Origin of the sequence: Egicoccus sp. AB-alg2, assembly GCF_041821065.1 — a bacterium.
Taxonomy (GTDB): Bacteria; Actinomycetota; Nitriliruptoria; order Nitriliruptorales; family Nitriliruptoraceae; genus Egicoccus.
Genome location: NZ_JBGUAX010000012.1, coordinates 1 through 18,330 on the forward strand (window position 1 = coordinate 1; position 18,330 = coordinate 18,330).

Below are 18,330 nucleotides of genomic sequence, written 5' to 3' on the forward strand. Positions count from 1 at the left end.
CCTCGTTGTTCCCGCGACGACGCGCCGCGGCGAGGGCGGCGCCGCACCCATCCGAGGCGAGGTTGGACGGGCAGCACCCCGCACCGTCGGCGCCGCCGGCCCAGCCGGGCGGCGGGTTCCGCTACGTCCCCGAACCGCCGGCCGGCGGCGGCGGACGCTTCCTCCTCGACGCGCTGCGCCGCCGGCGGGGCGGTCGCGTCCTGCTCTCCACGCTGACCGTGACGCTGTTCGTGGCCGGTGCCGGACTCTTCGCCTACCCGCTGCTGACCGACCTCTACGCCGACCGCGTGGTCCAGCAGCAACTCGCCGGCGAGTTCGAGCGCCTCGAGGCCGCCGACTGGCAGCCGGCGGCCAGCGCTGGCTCGCCGCTGACACGCATCCTGATCCCCGACCTCGACGTCGACACGATCGTCGTCGCCGGCACCACCCCGGCGGCGCTGCGCGCCGGCGCCGGTCACTACCCCGACACGCCGCTGCCCGGCGCCGTCGGCAACGTCGGTATCGCCGGCCATCGCACCACCTACGGGCGGCCCTTCAACCGGATCGACGAACTGGCCGTCGGCGACGAGATCTGGCTGCTGACCCCGGCGGGGGACCACCGCTACGTCGTGACCGCCCCACCCGACGACGGCGACTGCCAGCCCCTGGCGGATGGCGCGGGCTGCCTCACGCATCCCTACGACTGGAGCGTGGTCGCGCCCAGCGACCAGGCACTGCTGACGCTGACCACCTGTCACCCCAAGGGCTCGGCGGCCCAGCGGCTGGTCGTGCGCGCCGAACTCGCCGACTCCCATCCCGCCGGTACCCGCGCACCCGCGACGCCCGAGCAGGACGACGCGCCGGCCGGCGTGTGACGACCATCGAGATCGCCGTGACCCGACGTCTGCTGCGCGCGCTGCCGCCCGCCGTGCTGCTGCTCCTCGCGCTGCCGGTCGCGGCCGGTGCGGCGGGCGCCGCGCTCCGCGCCCCCGCGGACGGCGTGGTCACCGGCGCCGGCGACCTGGTCGTGCGCGTCACCACCGACCGGATGGAGGTCCTCGAGCACATCGAGGTTTCGCTGCGGCGCGGCGACGCGGAGGTCACCGACGCCCAGCGACCGGTGCTCTGTGACGGTCGCGAGGCCTGCTCGCAGCGCGAGGCCGACCACGTGCTCGCCTTCGACCCGCGCTCGGGCGCGCCGTTCCTGACCGATACCGCCCGCATCCTGCCCAACGGCTCCTACGTCCTTCGGCTGCACCTCGCCCGGCCGCTGGCCCGAGAACGCGACACCCTCGACCTGCCGATCACCCTGTCCGCGCCACCGAGCGCGCCCGCCGACGTCGTTGGCGACCTCGACGGCGACGAGGTGGTGCTCCGGTGGGCGCCCGCACCCGAGCCCGACGTCACGGGGTACCGGGTGGAGCACGCGCGGAATGGCGACTGGGCGGTGCTCGCCGACCTGCCCGCGGACGCCACCACCCTGGGCGACCGACCTGGTCCCGGCCGGCACGCCTACCGGTTGGTCGCCCTGCGCCCCGACGGACGCGGCGCCACCTACGAGGCCGCCTCCCCCGAGGTGGTCGTCGAGGTGGCGCCGTCCACCGGCGCCGGCCCCGCCCCCGACGACCCGGCCGCGGTCGGCGACGGCGCGAGTCGCGACGGTTCGGGCGGCGACCCGGCTGGCGGCGACGGAGAATCGCAGCCGAACCCCGAGGCCGGCGCCGGCGACGGCACCCACCGCGACGCGGACGGGCGCCCGGACGCACGGCCGCGGGCGACCCCGCCGGACGTGCCCACCGGCAGCGCCGACATCCCGTCGCTCGAAACCGACCCGCGCACCGCGACCTCGGACGGCGCCACGCAGGACGACGACTTCGGCCGCACGCTCGACTACGGCGACCGGTCCGAGGTGGAACCGGACGGCGAGGTGGTGGTCGCCTCGCCGGAGACGCGGGCGGCCCGCGGCGGCTGGTCGGGCGGCGGCGACGCCGTGCTGCCGGTCGCGGGCGGGCTGCTGTTCACCGCCGCCGGCCTGCGGTTGTGGCGCTGGACCCGGGCTTCCCGGCAGCCCTGACGCCCACCGCCCCGCCGGCGGACCCCGGCGGAGGTCAATGCGGCCCGGGCGCGGGTGCCCGGGCGAGCAGCAGATCCAGGACCCGCACGGCGCCGATCTTGTCCAACGGGTCGTTGCCGTTTCCGCACTTCGGCGACTGCACGCACGACGGGCAGCCACGCCGGCAGCGGCAGGTCGCGATCGTCTCGCGCGTCCGCGACAGGTGCTCGGGCAGGCGCCGATACGAGCGCTCCGCCAGTCCTGCCCCGCCGGGGTAGCCGTCGTAGACGAACACCGTCGGCCGCCCGGTGTCGGGATGCAGCGCCGTCGAGAGGCCGCCCAGATCCCACCGGTCGCACAGCGCCAGCAACGGCAGCATGCCGATGGCGGCGTGCTCGGCCGCGTGGAGCGAGCCTGGCACGGACCGGAACGGCACGCCGGCCGTCTCCAGGACGTCCTCGGGGATCGCGTACCAGACCGCCACGGTGCGCAGTTCGATCGGTGGCAGGTCCAGCTCCACCCGGTCGAGCACCTCGTCGGAGCCCAGCCGCAGCACGTCGTAGCCGGTCACCTGCGTGGTCACCTCGACCCGGGCGAGGCCGATCTCCACCTCGTCCCAGTGGTCGCCCTCGATCGTCGCGAGCACCCGGACGTCCGTGTCGCTGCGTGGCCGGGTCGTGTGGGCCAGCCGCGGCGCCTCGCTGGCCAGGGCCATCGCGCCGCCCAGATCGAGCTCCTGCACCTCGTACTGGCGGCCCTGGTGGAGGTAGACCGCACCGGTGTGGACCTGCCGGTGCGCGCGCGACTCCTCGACGTCACCGATCAGCGCGCCGGTGTCCACGTCCACGATCCGGACGTTGCGCCCGCCGGCCGAGCGCAGGTCCACCTCGCTGCTGGCGCGCCTGCGGGAGGTCCAGTAGTGCAGGCCGCCCCGCAGGCGCAGCCGGCCCGCCTCGACGTCCGCGGCCAGCAGGTCGGGGGCGCTCTCGCCGAACCAGGCGGCCGCCTCGTCCACGTCCAGCGGGAACTCCTGGCACGCGCAGCGCAGGTGCGGGCCGAGCAGGTAGGGGTTGGCCGGGTCGAGGATGGCGTCCTCGGGCGGGCGGGTCAGCAGCTCGTCGGGGTGGGTGACGAGGTAGTGGTCGAGTGGGTCCTCCTGGGCCACCAGCACCCCGGCGGCCGCGCCACCGGCCCGGCCCGCCCGGCCGAGCCGCTGCCAGAACGACGCGGTCGTCCCCGGCCAGCCCGCCAGGATGACCGCGTCCAGGCCGGCGACGTCGATCCCCAGCTCCAACGCCTCGGTGGCGGCCACGCCGCGCAGCGCGCCGGTGCGGAGGTCGGTCTCCAGCGCCCGGCGTTCCTCGGCGAGGTAGCCGGCCCGGTAGGCGGCCACCTTCTTCGCCAGCGGCTCGCCACCCGCGTCGCTCGCGTCGCCCAATCGCTCGCGGGCGTTGAGTGCGATCACCTCGGCACCCTTGCGGCTGCGGGTGAACACCAGCGTCTGCACGTCCGCCGCCACGAACGAGGCCAGCAGGTCGCCGGTCTCGCCCAGCAGCGACCGGCGCGAATCGCGCTCGCCGTCGTCCGAGCCTGCGGACCCGCCGCGCTCGACGAAGCCGGGCTGCCACAGCCCGATGTCCATCGGCCCCCGGGGCGAGCCGTCGCGGACGATCTCGGCCACCTCGACGCCCGTGAGCGCGGAGGCGTGCTCGGCCGGGTTGCCGACCGTCGCGCTGGTGAGCAGGAACGTCGGGTCGGCGCCGTAGCGTTCCGCGACCCGCCGTAACCGGCGCAGCACCAGTGCGACGTGGCCACCGAAGACGCCGCGTGCGACGTGCGCCTCGTCGACGATCACGTAGGCCAGGCGGTGGACCAGGTCGCGCCAGTAGCGGTGGTTGGGCAGCATCGCGTGGTGCAACAGGTCGGGGTTGGTCAGCAGCCAGTTGGCGGTCCGGCGTACCGCCTCGCGCTCCGGCGGTGGCGTGTCCCCGTCGACGACCGCGGCGCGGACCTGCGGCAGCCGGAACGAGCGCACGGCACGCAGCTGGTCGTGCGCGAGCGCCTTGGTCGGTGCGAGGTAGAGCGCGACGGCGCGGTCGTCGGTCATCAGCCGCTCGATCACCGGCAGCTGGTAGCACAGCGACTTGCCGGAGGCGGTGCCGGTCGCGACGACGAGGTGCTCGCCGGCTCGCGCCCGCCGCCAGGCCTCGGCCTGGTGCACGTACAGGGCGGACACGCCGGCATGCTCGAGGCGGCCGCGCAGGGTCGCGGGCAGCTCGTCGGGCAGCGCCACCGTCACCGCCTGCCGGGCCGGCAGGTGCGCGAGGTGGACCAGTCCCTCCTCGTCGGTGTCGCCGCCCTCGGACGCGCGCTCGCGCACGGCCCCCGACGCCGAGGTGCGCCCGAGCAGCTCCAGCACGTCGCGCGGGTCCGTACGCGTCCTCCTGTCGGGCACGACCTGAGCCGTCGGACGGTACCGCTAGCGTGCGGCCCCCATTCGCCCGGACGCCCGAGGAGGAGGTCACCCGTGCCCTTGCTGCGCGCGGACACGCGTGAGGACCACGGCTGGACGGTGGTGGAGGTGGCCGGGCAGCTCGACGTCGCCACCGCGCCCGAGTTCCGCCAGGTGCTGGTCGAGGCGCAGTACGGCGGTGCGTCGCAGGTCCTGGTCGACGTCGCCGGCATCGAGTTCGTCGACTCGATCGGCCTGGGCGTGCTGGTCGGCGGGCACAAGCGTGCCCGTTCGCACGACGGCCGCTTCGTGCTCGCCCGCCCGTCGGAGCGGATGTCGCAACTGCTGGCGCTGACCGGTCTCGACACCGTTCTGACGGTCGTTGCCGATCCCGCCGAGGTGGTCGGGTCCGGGGGCTAGCATCGGTCCGCCGCGTGGCGGAGCGCGGCGGACGGGCCGCGTTGCGGAACGCGGCGACGCAGGAAGGGCACGGGTGGATCTCGACGAGCGGACGCTGACCAGCGTTGCGGCCTACGACGAGCACGCCGCCGCCTACCAGCAGTCCCTACGCCTCAAGCGGCCGGTCGCCGACGTGCGCCGGTTCGCCGACCGCACCCGTCGCGACGCCCTCGTGCTGGACGCCGGTTGCGGTCCGGCCAACGACCTGCGGCTGCTGCGCGACGCGGGGGTGCACCCGGTCGGCGTCGACCTGGCGATGGGCGCCCTGCGCGAGGCCCGGATGCTGCTGCCCCGTCACCCGCTCGTGCGCGCGCCGTTGCACGCGCTGCCGTTCCGGCGCCGCTCGTTCGGTGGGCTGTGGCTGTCGGGGACGTTCACGCACCTGCCGAGGGCCGCGTGGCGGCCGGTGTTCGCCGACCTGCTGGGGCTGCTCGACCGTGGGCCGGTCTACCTCGCCTGCTACCGCGGCAACGCCGATCTGGAGCGGCTCGAGGATCCCGTGCTGGGCGAGGTGTACGTCTCCGCCGCGGTGGAGACCGAGGTGGAGGCGCTGTTCACCTCCCACGGCCTGCAGGAGGTCACCATCGAGGTCCGCCCGGACCCGATCCACGACCGCCGGCGTCCCTGGGTCGTCGCGCTGGGCACGCTCAACCGCTGAACCGGCGTCCCTCGCCGGACCCGTCGCTGTGCATGCGCTGCAGCAGCGGTCCCGCGGCGACGTGCAGCGGTCGGACGACGAGGTCGGCCCCGGCACGCAGCAACTCGATCTCGCTCGGCTCGTCGTCGGCGGCGACCGCGATGCTGCCCTGGAAGCCGTGGCTGCGGAACGCCCGCACCAGCCCCATGTTGGTGTCGTGGCCGCGGAGCGTGCTGACGACCCACCGGACGCGCTGCATGGGCAGTTGCTCGGGCAGGTCCGGGTCGTCGGCGTCGCCGTAGACGACCGGGATCGACCAGTCGTCGCGGATGCTGCGCGGATCCCAGTCGACGCCCACCACCTCGTCACCACGGCTCTCGAGCTCCGCGCAGACGGTGCGACCGAAGCGTCCCAGCCCGACCACCACGTACTCGGGCTCGACCGCGGCCTCGTCGAGGTCGATGCTGGCGGTCGGCCGTGAGCGCTCGAACACCCGCAGCAGCGGTTCGATCCGGTCGTAGATCCGGTCGGAGCCGTAGATGAGGTAGGTCGAGGCCGTGATGGTGATCAGCCCGACGGCGGTCACCAGCCCGATCACGTCGTTGCCGACGTGGCCCTGCGCCGCGCCGAGTGCGACGAGGATGAGCGAGAACTCGCTGATCTGCGCCACGGTCAGCCCGGCCTTGAACGCGACCTTCTTGCGATAACCGAGCAGGCCCATGATGACGAGCACGATGATGGGGTTGCCCACGAGCACGAACACGCTGAACAGCAGCGCGGCCGGGATCTGCTCGGCGGCGGCGGTCAGCTCGAAGCTGGTCCCGAGCTGGATGAAGAAGAACACCAACAGGAAGTCCCGCAGCGTGGAGAGCCGGCCGCTCAGCGCCTCCCGGTAGGGGGTGGAGGCCAGCGACATCCCGGCGAGGAAGGCGCCGACCTCCGCGCTGAAGCCCAGCAGGTGGGTCAGCGCCGCGAGCGCCACGGCCCAGCTCACGGCGGCCAGCACCAGCAGTTCGGTCTGGCGGGCCAGCACGTGCGTGACCCGCGGCATCACCCACTTGCCGACCGCGGCGACGGCGGCCAGCAGGAGCACGCCGCGCACGGCGATGCCGGCGAACTCGCGGGCCAGGCCGCCTTCGCCCGTGTCGCCGGCGGCGGTGATGGCGATCATCGCCAGCACCACGACGATGTCCTGGACGATCAGGAAGCCCAGCGCGATCCGGCCGTGGAGCTCGTCCAGTTCGCGCTTGTCGGTGAGTAGCTTCACGATGATGATCGTGCTGGAGAACGTGAGCGCCACGGCGATGTAGATCGCCTGCACGGTGGCGAAGCCGAGCAGGACGGCGATCAGGTAGCCGAACGCCGAGGTGAAGATCACCTGGCCGAGACCCGTGGCCAGCGCCACCGGTCCCAGGCGACGAACGAGCCGCACGTCGAGCTTCAGCCCGACCACGAACAGCAGGAGGGCGATGCCGATCTCCGCCAGCAGTTCGATCTCCTCGGTGGCCTCGACCAGGCCGAGCACCTCGGGCCCGACGGCGATGCCGGCCGCGATCAACCCCACCAGCAGCGGCTGACGCAGCACCGTCGCGAGGATGCCGGCGGCCACGCAGACCACCAGGACGGCGGCGACCTGCTCGAAGACGCCCATCGCCTCGGTCATGGCTGCCCCTGGCAGGCGGCGGTCACGGTCGCCTCGTCGACCTCCACGGCGTCGAGGACGCGGTCGGCGAGGTCGCCGTCGGCGGTGCGTGCCTGCTGGGAGACCTCCACCAGGACCAGCGCGTCCCCGGTGTGGCCGTAGAGGCCGTCGGTGCGGATCGTCTGGGCGTCGTCGTCCCGGCCGGCGCCGAAGGTCAGCGTCAGGCGGCGCGCCGCGTCCAGGCCGGGGACGCGCTGCTGCGCCCGGTCCTCCTGCGCCCCGGTGACCACCAGCGGCCCGCGGGGGCTCTGCAGCGTCCCGTCGACCAACTCGTCGACGGTGCCGCCGCAGCCGACGACCACCTGCAGGTTGCGGACGTCGTTCGCGCCGGGCGACCACCGGTGGGAGCCGACCACGTCGGGCGGCACCTCCGTGTCGACCGTCCGCCAGCCGTCGGGAACGGTCAGGGTGACGCCGTCGACGGTGGCCGCGTTCCCGACCATACGCACGTCGTCGCTGTCGTCACCCGCCTCGCGCGCCGCGGAAGCGCCACCGCCGTCGCCCGACGTACAGGCGCCGGCGAGCAGCAGCACGGCCAGCAGCAGCCCGCCACGGGCCGGCGCGGCACGACGGCGGCACGCCGACGGAGGGAGGGGACGACGGGGCATCGCGAGGCGCCTTCTCTTGCTCGGTGCGGCAACGGTAGAGCACCACCCGTTCCGCCTCGACGCCCCGCTCGCCAATGACGCGCCGTTCGCCGACCGGGGCGGCGTGCGCAGATCGCTCGGCGCGGTGCGGGCCCCGGCGTCACCCGGCCCCCCTACGGGGGGCCCGGCATCGCCAGCGGGACGGCTGTCATATGAGAGAGTTGACAGCCGGCGCGAGCGACCGCCACCTTCCCGCCCCGATCGGCCCACCCGGCCGCTTCCGTCTCCCCCGTGGAAAGTCGAGCCAGCACGTGGCAGAGAACCTCGTCATCGTGGAGTCGCCCGCGAAGGCGAAGACCATCGAGCGGTACCTCGGTGACCGCTTCAAGGTCCTCGCCTCGTACGGGCACATCCGCGACCTGCCACGCTCGGACTTCGCCGTGGAGGTCGAGGACGGCGGCGGCTGTCACCTGCGCTACGAGGTGCCGGAGAAGTCGCGCCGGCACGTCAGCGCCCTCAAGCAGGCCGCCAAGCAGGCGAGCACGATCTGGCTGGCCCCCGACCTCGACCGTGAGGGCGAGGCGATCGCCTGGCACATCGCCGAGCTGCTGAACCTCGACGTCGAACAGACCAACCGGGTCACCTTCGACGAGATCACCGAGTCGGCGATCCGCGCCGCCTTCGAGGCGCCGCGGCGGCTGAACACCGCGCTCGTCGACGCCCAGCAGGCCCGCCGCGCCGTCGACCGGATCGTGGGCTACCGCCTGTCGCCGGTGTTGTGGCGCACGGTGGCGTCGGGGATCTCCGCCGGCCGGGTGCAGTCGGTCGCGCTGCGCATGATCGTCGACCGCGAGGACGAGATCCGCGCGTTCGTGCCCGAGGAGTACTGGAGCTTCCCCGGCGCGTTCGCCCGCGACCGGGGCGGTGCCCCGGAGATCCAGGCCAACCTCCACGCCGTGGACGGCCTGCGGCTGTCCACCCCCAAGGACCTCGAGGACAAGTCCGAGGCCCAACGGGCGAGGCTCGTGGTCGTGCGCTCCGAGCCGGAGGCCACCCGCCTGGCCGAGCGCGCCCGCTCCCTCGACTACACCGTCGCCGAGGTGCGCCGCACCGAGGCCCGGCGCAACCCCAAGCCGCCGTTCAAGACCTCCACGCTGCAGGGCGAGGCGTCCAAGTACGGCTTCTCCGCGCGGCAGACCATGGCCGTGGCCCAGCAGCTGTACGAGGGCGTCAACCTCGGCGGCGAGCAGGTCGGGCTCATCACCTACATGCGTACCGACTCGCTCAACCTGTCGGCGCAGGCGCTGGGCGAGATCGGCGGGCTCGTCCGCGAGCGGTTCGGTGAGCGCTACGCGCTGAAGGAGCCGCGCCGCTTCGCCGGCACCGCCAAGGGCGCCCAGGAGGCGCACGAGGCGATCCGGCCGACCTCGGTCAACCGCACGCCGGAGAAGGTGCGCCGCTACCTCTCGGAGGAGCAGGCCCGCCTCTACGAGCTGATCTGGAAGCGCACCGTCGCGACCCAGATGCAGCCGGCCGTGTTCGACCGGGTGTCGGCGGACGTGGTGGGTGTCGAGCGCAGCGACAGCGAGCACGCAACCCGATCCGACGCCCAGGGGGCGGTCACCTTCCGGGTCACCGGCCAGGTGGAGAAGTTCGACGGCTTCCTGCGGGCCTACCGGGCCGTGCGCGACGAGGACGAGGAGGCCGACGAGGTCACCGACCGGCTGCCGCAGCTCGAGCAGGGCCAGCGCCTGCACCTGGCCGAGCTGCTGCCGGAGCAGCACGAGACCTCGCCGCCGCCGCGCTACTCCGAGCGCACGCTCGTGGAGGCGCTCGAGGAGGAGGGCATCGGTCGCCCGTCGACCTACGCGTCGATCATCTCCACGCTCGAGCAGCGCGAGTACGTGCTGAAGGAGTCCCGCCGGTTCTTCCCGACCCCGCTCGGCGAGGTCGTCGTCAGCTTCCTGAAGGCGCATTTCGGCGAGGTGGTCGACATCGGGTTCACCGCCCGCATGGAGGAGACCCTCGACGAGATCGCGACCGGCTCGCAGCCGTGGTGCCGGACCGTGACCCATTTCCTCGACGAGGTCGACGACTGGGTCAAGGAACGCAAGCCGGAGCGCCCACGCCTACCGCTGTACCACCCGGCCGACTGCCCGGTCTGCGGCTCGCCGATGGAACGGGTGTTCTCCGGGAAGTCGAAGCAGTGGTTCGCGTCCTGCAGCCGGTGGCCGGACTGCGAGGGCACGCTGCCGCTCAACGACGACGGCACGGTGGGTGAGCCGGAACCGGAGCCCGAACCCGACGAGGACGTGCGCTGCCCGGAGTGCGGCAAGCCGATGCTGCTGCGCGAGGGCCGCTTCGGCAGGTTCTTCGGCTGCGTCGACTACCCCAAGTGCAAGGGCATCCGGAACCTGCAGCAGCGGCTGATGTACCGCGACACCGACGGGCAGGCCGTGCCGTTCCGCTCGCCGACCGACCCCGACAGCTTCATGGAGCTGCGCACGTCGAGGTACGGCAAGCCGTTCGTGGGCTCGACCGGCTACCCGAAGGACGAGTTCGCGGTGTGGTCGGTGCCGATCGCCACGCCGTGCCCGAAGTGCGGCGCGCCGCTGCGGCCGCCGCCGCGCAACCGCAAGGTGCCGCTGGCGGTGTGCACGAACCCGACCGTCAACCACGTGTTCGAGGTCGACGACTTCGACCAGCCGACCGTGGCGACGTGGACGGTCGTCGAGGGCGTGGAGAAGTACGACCCGGAGCTGGGCGGCACGCCGCTGCACCAGGACGAGCTGCCGGAGCCGATCGCGCTGACCTACACGGGTGAGCAGCCACCGCCCGCCAAGAAGACCGGGCGTAAGAAGACGGCGAAGAAGACCGCGAAGAAGACGGCCGCCAAGAAGGCGACTGGCAAGAAGACCGCCAAGAAGACGGCCAAGAAGTCGACCAGGCGCAAGTCCTGACGATCCCCGAGGGGCTTCACTGACCGCTCCGGGACATCCCTGGTCTTCCGGCCTGCGGTCCGGAGCTGGCCGGGTACCTCGCTAGGGTGAGCGGCATCATGGGTCAGGCCGACGACGGGGCGTCTCCGCCCACCGCACAGGTGACGCCCGGAGGCGCCGCGCCCCGGGTCTATGCCGCGCTGCTGCGCAACAAGGACTTTCGCAACCTCAGCGTCTCCACGTTCGCGTCGGCCCTGGGCGACTGGATCGGTTTCCTCGCCATCCTGGCGCTGACCGAGGACATCCTCGGCCAGACCCGCGCCGCCGCGTTCGCCGTGTCAGCGGTGATGGCGGCGCGCGTGCTGCCCAGCATGCTCCTCGGGCCGGTGGCCGGCGTGTTCGTCGACCGCTGGGACCGCAAGCGCCTGATGATCGCCTGCGACGTGGGCCGCGGCATCGTCATGGCGCTGATCCCGTTCAGCGACGAGATCCTGACCCTGCTGCTCGCGACCCTCGTCATCGAGGTGATGTCGTCGCTGTTCGGGCCGGCGAAGGACGCCGTGTTCCCGACGCTGGTCAAGCGCCACGAACTGGTCGCCGCCAACCAGCTCAACCTGATGCTGACCTACGGCACGCTGCCGCTGGCCGGTGTCCTGTTCGCCAGCATGATCGGGCTGGCCGGACCCCTGTCGGGGACGATCCCGTACCTGGCCGAGCGCGCCGTCGCGCTGCCGATCTGGTTCAACGCGGTGTCGTTCCTCGCCTCGGCACCGCTGATCGCGCGCCTGCGTACCCCACACCCGCGGGGCCGGCTCGGCGACACCGCCGCACCCAGCGCCTGGGTCGAGCTGCGCGAAGGGTTCGTCTTCATCGGCCGGCACCCGGTCATCCGCGCCCTGATCCTCGGCGTCATGGTCGCCTTCGCGGCCGCCGGGGCCGTGATCTCCACCGGCCAGTTCTTCGCCCGGATACTCAACGCCGGCCAGTCCGGCTTCGGCATCCTCGTCGCCGTCGTCGGTGTCGGCCTCGTGGCGGGCCTGGCGGCCAGCTCCGTGCTGTCGGCCCGACTGGCGCCCGAGCGGCTGTTCGCACCCGGGATCGGCGTGGCCGGCGGGGCGCTGATCGTCGCCGCGCTGATGCCGACGCTGACGCTCGCGGCGCTGCCGGCCATGGTGATGGGCGCCGGCGCGGGCGTGTCGTTCATCGTCGGCTACACGATCCTGCAGTCGCGCGCCGACGACCGGATCCGGGGCCGGACGTTCGGGGCGATGAACTCCGGCGTGCGGGCCGCGATCTTCCTCTCGACCACCACGGCGCCGTTCCTGGTCGGCCTGATCGGGCCCGAGCGGCGCGTCGACGGGGTCTACGCGTACGCGGTCGGCGGCATCCGGCTGACACTGGTCGCGGCCGGCACCCTCGCGCTGGTCGGCGCGGTGCTGACCGGGCGGACGTTCCACCGGGCCGTGACGCAGCATCCCGAGCTCGACCGGCCGATCGGGGCGGACCTGCCGCCGCGTCCCGCCTCGCGCGGCCTGTTCGTGGTGTTCGAGGGAGGCGACGGGGCCGGCAAGTCCACGCAGATGCGGCTGCTGCGGGCCGCGGTGGAGCGCGAGGGCCACGACGTGCTGGTGACCCGTGAACCCGGCGGCACGCCGATCGGGGAGCGGGTCCGCGAGATCCTGTTGTCGCGCTCGTCCGAGGGCATGGTCGACCGTGCCGAGGCGCTGCTGTACGCCGCGGCGCGCGCGCAGCACGTCGACGAGGTGATCCGCCCGGCGCTGCAGGAGGGCACCGTCGTGCTGTGCGACCGGTTCGTGGACTCCTCGGTCGTCTACCAGGGTGCCGGCCGCGGCCTCGGTGAAGGCGAGGTGGAACAGCTCAACCGCTGGGCCACCGCCGAGCTCCAGCCCGACCTGGTGGTGCTGCTCGACCTCGACCCCGGCGAAGGACTGCAGCGGGTGGAGGGCGAGCCCGACCGGCTCGAGGCCGCCGGGCTGGACTTCCACCGCACGGTGGCCCGTGCCTACCGCCTGCGGGCGGCCACGGACGCCGCGCGCTACCTGGTCCTGGATGCCACCCGTCCCGTCAACGAACTGCACGCCCAGATCCGCGCGGCCGTCGTCGCCCGCCTGCAGCAGCTGCCGTCGAACGAGGGCGAACGCATCGACGTCAGCGGCGGGCTGGCGGGCGAGACCACGGAGGGTGGTGGATGACCAGCTGGGACGACGTGCTCGGGCAGCCCGCCGCGGTGGCCTCGGTCCGGGCCGCGCTGCGCGCCGACGAGGTCGCCCACGCCTGGCTGCTGGTCGGCCCGCGCGGCGTCGGCCAGCGCGAGATCACCCGCGCGCTGGCGGCGGCACTCAACTGTCCGCAGGCGACCGAGCCCGACGGCGCCTGTGGCGTCTGCTCGACCTGCGAGCGCATCGACCGTGGCACCCACCCGGCCCAGACGGACCTCGAGCCCGAGGGCAGCTTCCACCTCGTCGAGGGCGTGCGTGAGGACTGGATGCCGCTGGCCACCCGCACGCTGACCGAGGGCCGGCGACGGGTGCTGCGCGTGGTGGCGGCCGACCGCATGAACGAGGCCGCACAGAACGCCTTCCTGAAGATCCTCGAGGAACCGCCGCCATCGGTGGTGTGGGTGCTGGACGTGGAGGACGAGGGCGCCCTGCTGGAGACCGTGGTGTCCCGTTGCCGGCGCCTCGACCTCGTGCCGTGGGGGCCTGACGCGATGCTCGTGCTGGCCGAGCGGCTCGGCGTGCCGCCCGAACAGCGCACCGCCCTGGGGCGCGCCGCCCTCGGTTCGCCCGAACGGCTCCGGGACCTGGCCGACCCCGCCGTGGGGCAGGCCCGCTGGAACCACCTCGCCCTGCTCGACCGCCTCGCGACCGGGGGGCCCGGCCAGGTCGTGCCGGCCGCGAAGGAGATCGTGACCTGGGCCAGGTCGCGGATCGCGCCGCTCAAGGAACGCAACCAGGCCGAGCTGGTCCGGCTGGAGGAGGCGTTCGGGGTCGAGGGCAACAAGGGCTGGCCGCCGGGGGTGCGCCAGCGGCTGACGCGCCGGTTCGAGCGGCTCGAGCGGCAGGAGCAGCGCCGGGCGCTCGATCTGTTCCTCGACGACCTCGCCAGCTACCTGCGCGACCTGCTCGCCGCCCAGGCCGGCGCCGGCAGCGAGGTGCTGGTCAACCTCGACCACGAGGCGGCGATCCGCCGCGACGCGCAGCGGCTGCCGGCCTCCGACGTGGTGGCCGCGTTGCACGCCGTCGCCCGCTGCCGCGAGGCACTCGACCGCAACGGCAACGCCGAACTGCAGCTCGAGCGGCTGCTGTTGCAGCTGGCCCTGCCGCTGTTCGCGGCGGCGACCCGCGAGCGGGCCAGCTGACCGGAAACGGGGAGGAGGTGTCGTCATGTCGCAGGCGGTGCACGTCGCCGAGATCGCCCTGGAGCCGGACTCGCTGGCGCCCGAGCAGGTCGTCGCGGGCGATCCGCAGGTGCGGGCCCGGGTGCTGCACACCTCGGCCGACGGCCGGGTCGAACGCGGGGTCTGGGAGATCACGCCAGGCGTCGTGACGGACGTGGAAGCCGACGAGTTGTTCGTCGTGGTCGCCGGCCGGGCCACCATCGAGATCGAGGGTGGCGACACCCTGGAGGTGGGGCCGGGCGACGCGGTGGTGCTCGAGGAGGGGGCACGCACCCGCTGGACCGTGCACGAGACCCTCCGCAAGGTCTACCAGGTCACCGACCACGGCTGACCGGCTCGCCGTCCGCGCGGTCGTGGCTCGTCGCGCCGTCGTTCGGGACCTGTGGCCTGCGCGGATGCGCCGCCCGACCCTGCCGGACCACGCAGCCGCGGGGGAGGCTGCGGGTCGAGCGCGCCCGACCGAGGCGGGCCGGAGGAACCACATCATGAGAGCTGCCGTCGTGCGCGCCTTCGGAGCGCCGCTGGAGATCGAGGAACGTCCGTTGCCGGAGCCCGGCCCGACCCAGGTGCGCGTGCGCCTGGAGGCCTCCGGACTGTGCCACACCGACATCCACGCCTGGCGCGGGGACTGGCCGGTGAAGCCGACGCCGCCGTTCGTGCCCGGCCACGAGGGCGTCGGCATCGTCGACGCGGTCGGGGCCGGCGTGACGCGGGTGGCAGAAGGTGACCGGGTCGCCGTGCCGTGGTTGCACACCGCCTGTGGGACCTGCGAGCACTGCATCACGGGCTGGGAGACGCTGTGCACCTCCCAGCAGAACACCGGGTACTCCGTCGACGGCGGTTACGCGGAGTACAGCCTCGCCGACAGCCGCTACATCGGGATCGTGCCGGAGGGCGTCGACCCGATCGACGCGGCGCCGCTCACGTGCGCCGGCGTCACGACGTACAAGGCCGTGAAGGTGGCTGGCACGCGCTCGTCGGACCTCGTGGCGGTGTTCGGCGTCGGTGGGCTCGGGCACCTCGCGCTGCAGTACGCCCGGATCGCCGGTGGCACGGTCGTGGCCGTGGACCTGCACGACGACAAGCTCGAGATGGCCAAGCAGCTGGGTGCGACCTACACGCTCAACGCCCGCGAGCAGGACGTGGCCGCGGAGATCCAGAAGCTCGGCGGTGCCGACCAGGCCATCGCGACGGCCGTGTCGCCTCGCGCGTTCGAGGCGGCCTTCGCCTCCCTGCGGCGCGGCGGGACGCTGTCCATGGTGGGGCTGCCGGCCGACAACGAGATGTCGCTGCCGATCTTCCAGACGGTGCTGCAGGGCATCACCGTCGTGGGCTCGATCGTCGGGACGCGGGTCGACCTGGCCGAGGTGTTCGAGCTGCACCGGCTCGGGCAGACGCGCGTGATCCGCGAGACACGCCGCCTCGACAGCGTCAACGAGGACTTCGCCGCCGTCGAGGCCGGCGACGTGACGGCCCGGCTCGTCTTCACGTTCTGAGGGGACCGGCGGTGCTGGCGGGGCGTCGGGTCACACGTCGTGCGGACCCGGCTCCCCGCCGGCCAGACGCGACAGGTCGTCGCCGGCCTTGCGCAGCCGTTGCGAGTCGCCGCGGGCGGCGCCGGCGAGCAGACGCTCCACGGGCTTGAAGAGCCGCGAGCGGATGTCCAGGCGCAGGGCGAACGCGACCGCGGTGTAGGCCGCCTCGTCCTGCAGGTCGAGACGTCCCGTGCCGCGCACCGGCCCGTCGACGGTCACGACGTCGAGCCGCTCGCCCGGGGTCGCCGCCGACACCGCCATCTCGATACGCAGCGGCCGTATCGGGGTGCCGAAGGTGAAGCGGGCCGCCTCCGGAGCCTCCGGGGTGCCGGCCAGCATCTCGACCTCGTCGATGGCCGGCCACCACTGCGGCCAGGTCGTGAGATCCGCCACGACGCGCCAGACGTCGTCGCGTGCTGCGGTCGTGCGCCAGGTGCCGCTGAAGTCGATCGCCGCCATCGGCCGGCCTCGTGAGGGGAGCGTGACCGTAGCGGGGGCCGTCGGCCTGCCCGCGTTGGCCGGTCGGGCGGGACGTCCGATAACCTGGGCGGCGCTTCGTGCTGGAGTAGCTCAGTTGGTAGAGCAATCGCCTCGTAAGCGATAGGTCAGGGGTTCAAGTCCCCTCTCCAGCTCCACATCTCTCGTGCGTCTTGCGCCGCTCACGGCCTACTCGCCAGGTCCGATCGTGCCGGTCGGCGCCACCTCGATGTCGGGGCAGTGACGCACGGTCGAGCCGATGACGCACCGGTGCGTCGCTGGGCCGACCGAGCGGCGCCAGCTCGACCAGCCAGGAATGCAGAGCTCCGAGCGCTACCGCGAGGACATCGGGGGCACGTGACGTCGGGTCGTCGCCGTCACGCGGCCAGGGCCGTGGGCGTGGCGACCTGCAGCCAGTCGTCGACGGCGGCGACGTAGTCCGCCGGCGCCTCCAGCATCGGCACGTGGCCGACCGAGGGCAGCACTTCCAGGTCCCAGGTCGGCTGCCGCTTCATGACGTGGTCGATCGCCGTGCGCGAGATGAGCCGGTCGGCATCGCCCCAGACGACGAGCACGGGCATCGCCGCGTCGTCGATGAGCTTCAGCAGGTCACCCGGCGCGAGCATCGAGCGCACCACCGACTCGGCGGCCGCCGTGAAGGCGGCGACCCGCCAGGGCGCGTCGCGTCCCAGGCTGACGTCCTCGAGTCCGACCGCCCTGGCTTCGGGCGTCACGCGGTCCGGATCGGCGTGGATGAAGCGCGCTGCCTCCTGGAAGTACCGTTCGGGTGAGACGGCCGACGACAGCAGGCGCATCGCGAACCGGCCCAGTCCCGGCAGCGCGAACGGGGCGAAGCGTGCCAGCGTCGTCGGCGGGACCCGGTGCAGCGCGGTCGGCGGCGTCGGGAACGCCGGTGCGGCCAGGACCAGCCGGGCGACACGCTCCGGCGCGAGGCCGGCGAGGTGGACCGCGAGCATGCCGCCCATCGAATTGCCGTGGACGACGGCCTCGTCCCAGCCGAGCTCGTCCAGCAGCAGCTGCAGGAACTCGGCGTTGTCCGGGACGCGGACGCGGCCGGGCTCCGTCGGTTCCGTGCGCCCGAAGCCCGGCAGGTCCGGCGCGACCACCGGGCCGTGGGCGGCGAGGTCGCAGATGACCTCGATCCAGTTGGTGGCGCAGCCGCCCAGCCCGTGGATGAGCAGCTGGGGCGTGCCCTGCGGGTCGGCGCCGTCCGTGCGAAGCACGTGAACGCGGACGCCGTCGACGTCGATCCACTCGCTGCGGATGCCGGCCCAGCGGCGGCAACGCTCGCTCCAGTCCTCGTACACACCTCGCTCCTGATGAAGTCAGGCAGCGACGCTACGGAGCGAGGGTCGTCGGCCCGCCCGCCGTTCGAGACCCGACGGTCAGGGTCCTGCACAGGTGGCGGCCGCCCGACCACGACCGGGCGGCAGGGTCCGACTGGTCGGACGGCCGGGACACGCGTCGAGGACGACCCGGTGTGCGGGCCGGGGAGCGTCGTCCGAGAACGTCCCGGCCCCGGTGCGAGCACGCCCGGGGCCCGGGAAGGCGTTGGCTGTCAGCGCGTGGGCGAAGTTGGTGTCACTTGTGCTTGTCGTGGTGCTTCTTCTTGTAGATCACCACGTACGACACGTCGGGGACGTTCTTGCCGTTGCCCACCCGGATGCCGGCGTCACGGACGTACTCGTGCAGGGTGCGCTTGCCGTCCGCCTTCAGCTTGCCGGTGGCATAGGGCCCGGCCTTGACGCAGAAGATGGTGCCCTTCTTCGGCACGTAGTCGTTGAGTTTCTTGCCGTTCTCGATCTTGCCGGGGTGCCCGTGGTGGTCGGGGCAGTGGCGGGCGAAGTCCTTGTCCTTGGTGTCCTTGCCGGTCGCCAACGCGGTGCTGCTGCCGACGGTGGAGCCGAGCAGCCCCAAGGTCAGCAGCATCGCCAGCAGCAGGACCAGTCGCGCTCGCGTCCTCGTCGCGGTCATTCCGTCTCCTCCCCGAATTCGGCTCGCCGTGGCGAGCAGGCGGGCGAACCCCCATGGCGCGCCTCGTCATACGGTGGGAGGGCCGGCCACCGGT

15 protein-coding genes and 1 tRNA gene are annotated in these 18,330 nt (G+C 73.3%); 10 read left to right on the forward strand and 6 right to left on the reverse strand.

Going from position 1 to position 18,330, the window contains the following annotated elements:
* Both ACERM0_RS20120 and ACERM0_RS20125 read left to right on the forward strand, forming a co-directional pair.
* A partial coding sequence (locus ACERM0_RS20120) for a sortase (RefSeq protein WP_373680426.1) occupies positions 1–854 on the forward strand: 854 nt, incomplete at its 5' end.
* 17 nt (positions 855–871) lie between these two features.
* Positions 872–2,053: a hypothetical protein gene (locus ACERM0_RS20125; RefSeq protein ID WP_373680427.1), complete on the forward strand. Its 1,182-nt coding sequence runs from the start codon at positions 872–874 to the stop codon at positions 2,051–2,053.
* Between the two features lie 34 nt (positions 2,054–2,087).
* Here the strand turns inward: ACERM0_RS20125 and ACERM0_RS20130 are convergent, their stop codons facing one another.
* Positions 2,088–4,451 carry a DEAD/DEAH box helicase gene (locus ACERM0_RS20130; RefSeq protein ID WP_373680428.1) on the reverse strand — a complete coding sequence of 788 codons (2,364 nt, stop codon included), beginning with the start codon at positions 4,449–4,451 and terminating at the stop codon, positions 2,088–2,090.
* Between the two features lie 108 nt (positions 4,452–4,559).
* Between ACERM0_RS20130 and ACERM0_RS20135 the strand changes: the two genes are divergently transcribed.
* Together ACERM0_RS20135 and ACERM0_RS20140 are read left to right on the forward strand one after the other, a co-directional pair.
* Complete coding sequence (locus ACERM0_RS20135) at positions 4,560–4,904, forward strand: STAS domain-containing protein (protein ID WP_373680429.1); 345 nt, start codon at positions 4,560–4,562, stop codon at positions 4,902–4,904.
* Between the two features lie 73 nt (positions 4,905–4,977).
* Positions 4,978–5,601 carry a methyltransferase domain-containing protein gene (locus ACERM0_RS20140; protein ID WP_373680430.1) on the forward strand — a complete coding sequence of 208 codons (624 nt, stop codon included), beginning with the start codon at positions 4,978–4,980 and terminating at the stop codon, positions 5,599–5,601.
* Here the strand turns inward: ACERM0_RS20140 and ACERM0_RS20145 are convergent.
* Both ACERM0_RS20145 and ACERM0_RS20150 read right to left on the reverse strand, forming a co-directional pair.
* Positions 5,591–7,243, reverse strand: coding sequence for a cation:proton antiporter (locus tag ACERM0_RS20145; RefSeq protein WP_373680431.1), 1,653 nt, complete (start codon positions 7,241–7,243; stop codon positions 5,591–5,593). The two genes, ACERM0_RS20140 and ACERM0_RS20145, sit on opposite strands and share 11 nt — an antisense overlap.
* The gene (locus ACERM0_RS20150) at positions 7,240–7,890 is read right to left on the reverse strand and encodes a hypothetical protein (protein ID WP_373680432.1); all 651 of its coding nucleotides are present in this window, start codon (positions 7,888–7,890) and stop codon (positions 7,240–7,242) included. The genes ACERM0_RS20145 and ACERM0_RS20150 overlap by 4 nt, the downstream gene beginning before the upstream one ends.
* 290 nt (positions 7,891–8,180) lie before the next feature.
* On the opposite strand from ACERM0_RS20150, the gene topA reads away from it, so the two are divergent.
* The 5 genes from topA (at position 8,181) to ACERM0_RS20175 (ending at position 15,725) form a co-directional block, all read left to right on the forward strand.
* The gene (gene topA, locus ACERM0_RS20155) at positions 8,181–10,829 is read left to right on the forward strand and encodes a type I DNA topoisomerase (protein ID WP_373680433.1); all 2,649 of its coding nucleotides are present in this window, start codon (positions 8,181–8,183) and stop codon (positions 10,827–10,829) included.
* Between the two features lie 86 nt (positions 10,830–10,915).
* On the forward strand, positions 10,916–13,021 hold the full coding sequence (gene tmk, locus ACERM0_RS20160) for a dTMP kinase (protein WP_373680434.1): 2,106 nt from the start codon (positions 10,916–10,918) through the stop codon (positions 13,019–13,021).
* Positions 13,018–14,190, forward strand: coding sequence for an ATP-binding protein (locus ACERM0_RS20165; RefSeq protein WP_373680435.1), 1,173 nt, complete (start codon positions 13,018–13,020; stop codon positions 14,188–14,190). The genes tmk and ACERM0_RS20165 overlap by 4 nt, the downstream gene beginning before the upstream one ends.
* 25 nt (positions 14,191–14,215) lie before the next feature.
* Positions 14,216–14,560, forward strand: coding sequence for a cupin domain-containing protein (locus ACERM0_RS20170; protein ID WP_373680436.1), 345 nt, complete (start codon positions 14,216–14,218; stop codon positions 14,558–14,560).
* Between the two features lie 154 nt (positions 14,561–14,714).
* Positions 14,715–15,725: a zinc-dependent alcohol dehydrogenase gene (locus tag ACERM0_RS20175; RefSeq protein ID WP_373680437.1), complete on the forward strand. Its 1,011-nt coding sequence runs from the start codon at positions 14,715–14,717 to the stop codon at positions 15,723–15,725.
* 30 nt (positions 15,726–15,755) lie between these two features.
* Here the strand turns inward: ACERM0_RS20175 and ACERM0_RS20180 are convergent, their stop codons facing one another.
* Positions 15,756–16,223, reverse strand: coding sequence for an SRPBCC family protein (locus tag ACERM0_RS20180; RefSeq protein ID WP_373680438.1), 468 nt, complete (start codon positions 16,221–16,223; stop codon positions 15,756–15,758).
* Positions 16,224–16,323: 100 nt separating this feature from the next.
* Here ACERM0_RS20180 and ACERM0_RS20185 point away from each other — a divergent pair.
* Positions 16,324–16,399, forward strand: a tRNA-Thr gene (locus ACERM0_RS20185).
* 219 nt (positions 16,400–16,618) lie between these two features.
* Here the strand turns inward: ACERM0_RS20185 and ACERM0_RS20190 are convergent.
* The gene (locus tag ACERM0_RS20190) at positions 16,619–17,569 is read right to left on the reverse strand and encodes an alpha/beta fold hydrolase (RefSeq protein WP_373680439.1); all 951 of its coding nucleotides are present in this window, start codon (positions 17,567–17,569) and stop codon (positions 16,619–16,621) included.
* A gap of 274 nt (positions 17,570–17,843) precedes the next feature.
* The gene (locus tag ACERM0_RS20195) at positions 17,844–18,236 is read right to left on the reverse strand and encodes a hypothetical protein (RefSeq protein ID WP_373680440.1); all 393 of its coding nucleotides are present in this window, start codon (positions 18,234–18,236) and stop codon (positions 17,844–17,846) included.
* Positions 18,237–18,330 lie beyond the last annotated feature (94 nt).

Bases quoted from the DNA above. Each gene is read 5' to 3' on its own strand.
- ACERM0_RS20165 (WP_373680435.1), top strand. From the start codon at position 13,018: ATGACCAGCTGGGACGACGTGCTCGGGCAGCCCGCCGCGGTGGCCTCG.
- ACERM0_RS20195 (WP_373680440.1), bottom strand. From the start codon at position 18,236: ATGACCGCGACGAGGACGCGAGCGCGACTGGTCCTGCTGCTGGCGATG.
- ACERM0_RS20145 (WP_373680431.1), bottom strand. From the start codon at position 7,243: ATGACCGAGGCGATGGGCGTCTTCGAGCAGGTCGCCGCCGTCCTGGTG.
- ACERM0_RS20170 (WP_373680436.1), top strand. From the start codon at position 14,216: ATGTCGCAGGCGGTGCACGTCGCCGAGATCGCCCTGGAGCCGGACTCG.
- ACERM0_RS20175 (WP_373680437.1), top strand. From the start codon at position 14,715: ATGAGAGCTGCCGTCGTGCGCGCCTTCGGAGCGCCGCTGGAGATCGAG.
- ACERM0_RS20150 (WP_373680432.1), bottom strand. From the start codon at position 7,890: ATGCCCCGTCGTCCCCTCCCTCCGTCGGCGTGCCGCCGTCGTGCCGCG.
- ACERM0_RS20180 (WP_373680438.1), bottom strand. From the start codon at position 16,223: ATGGCGGCGATCGACTTCAGCGGCACCTGGCGCACGACCGCAGCACGC.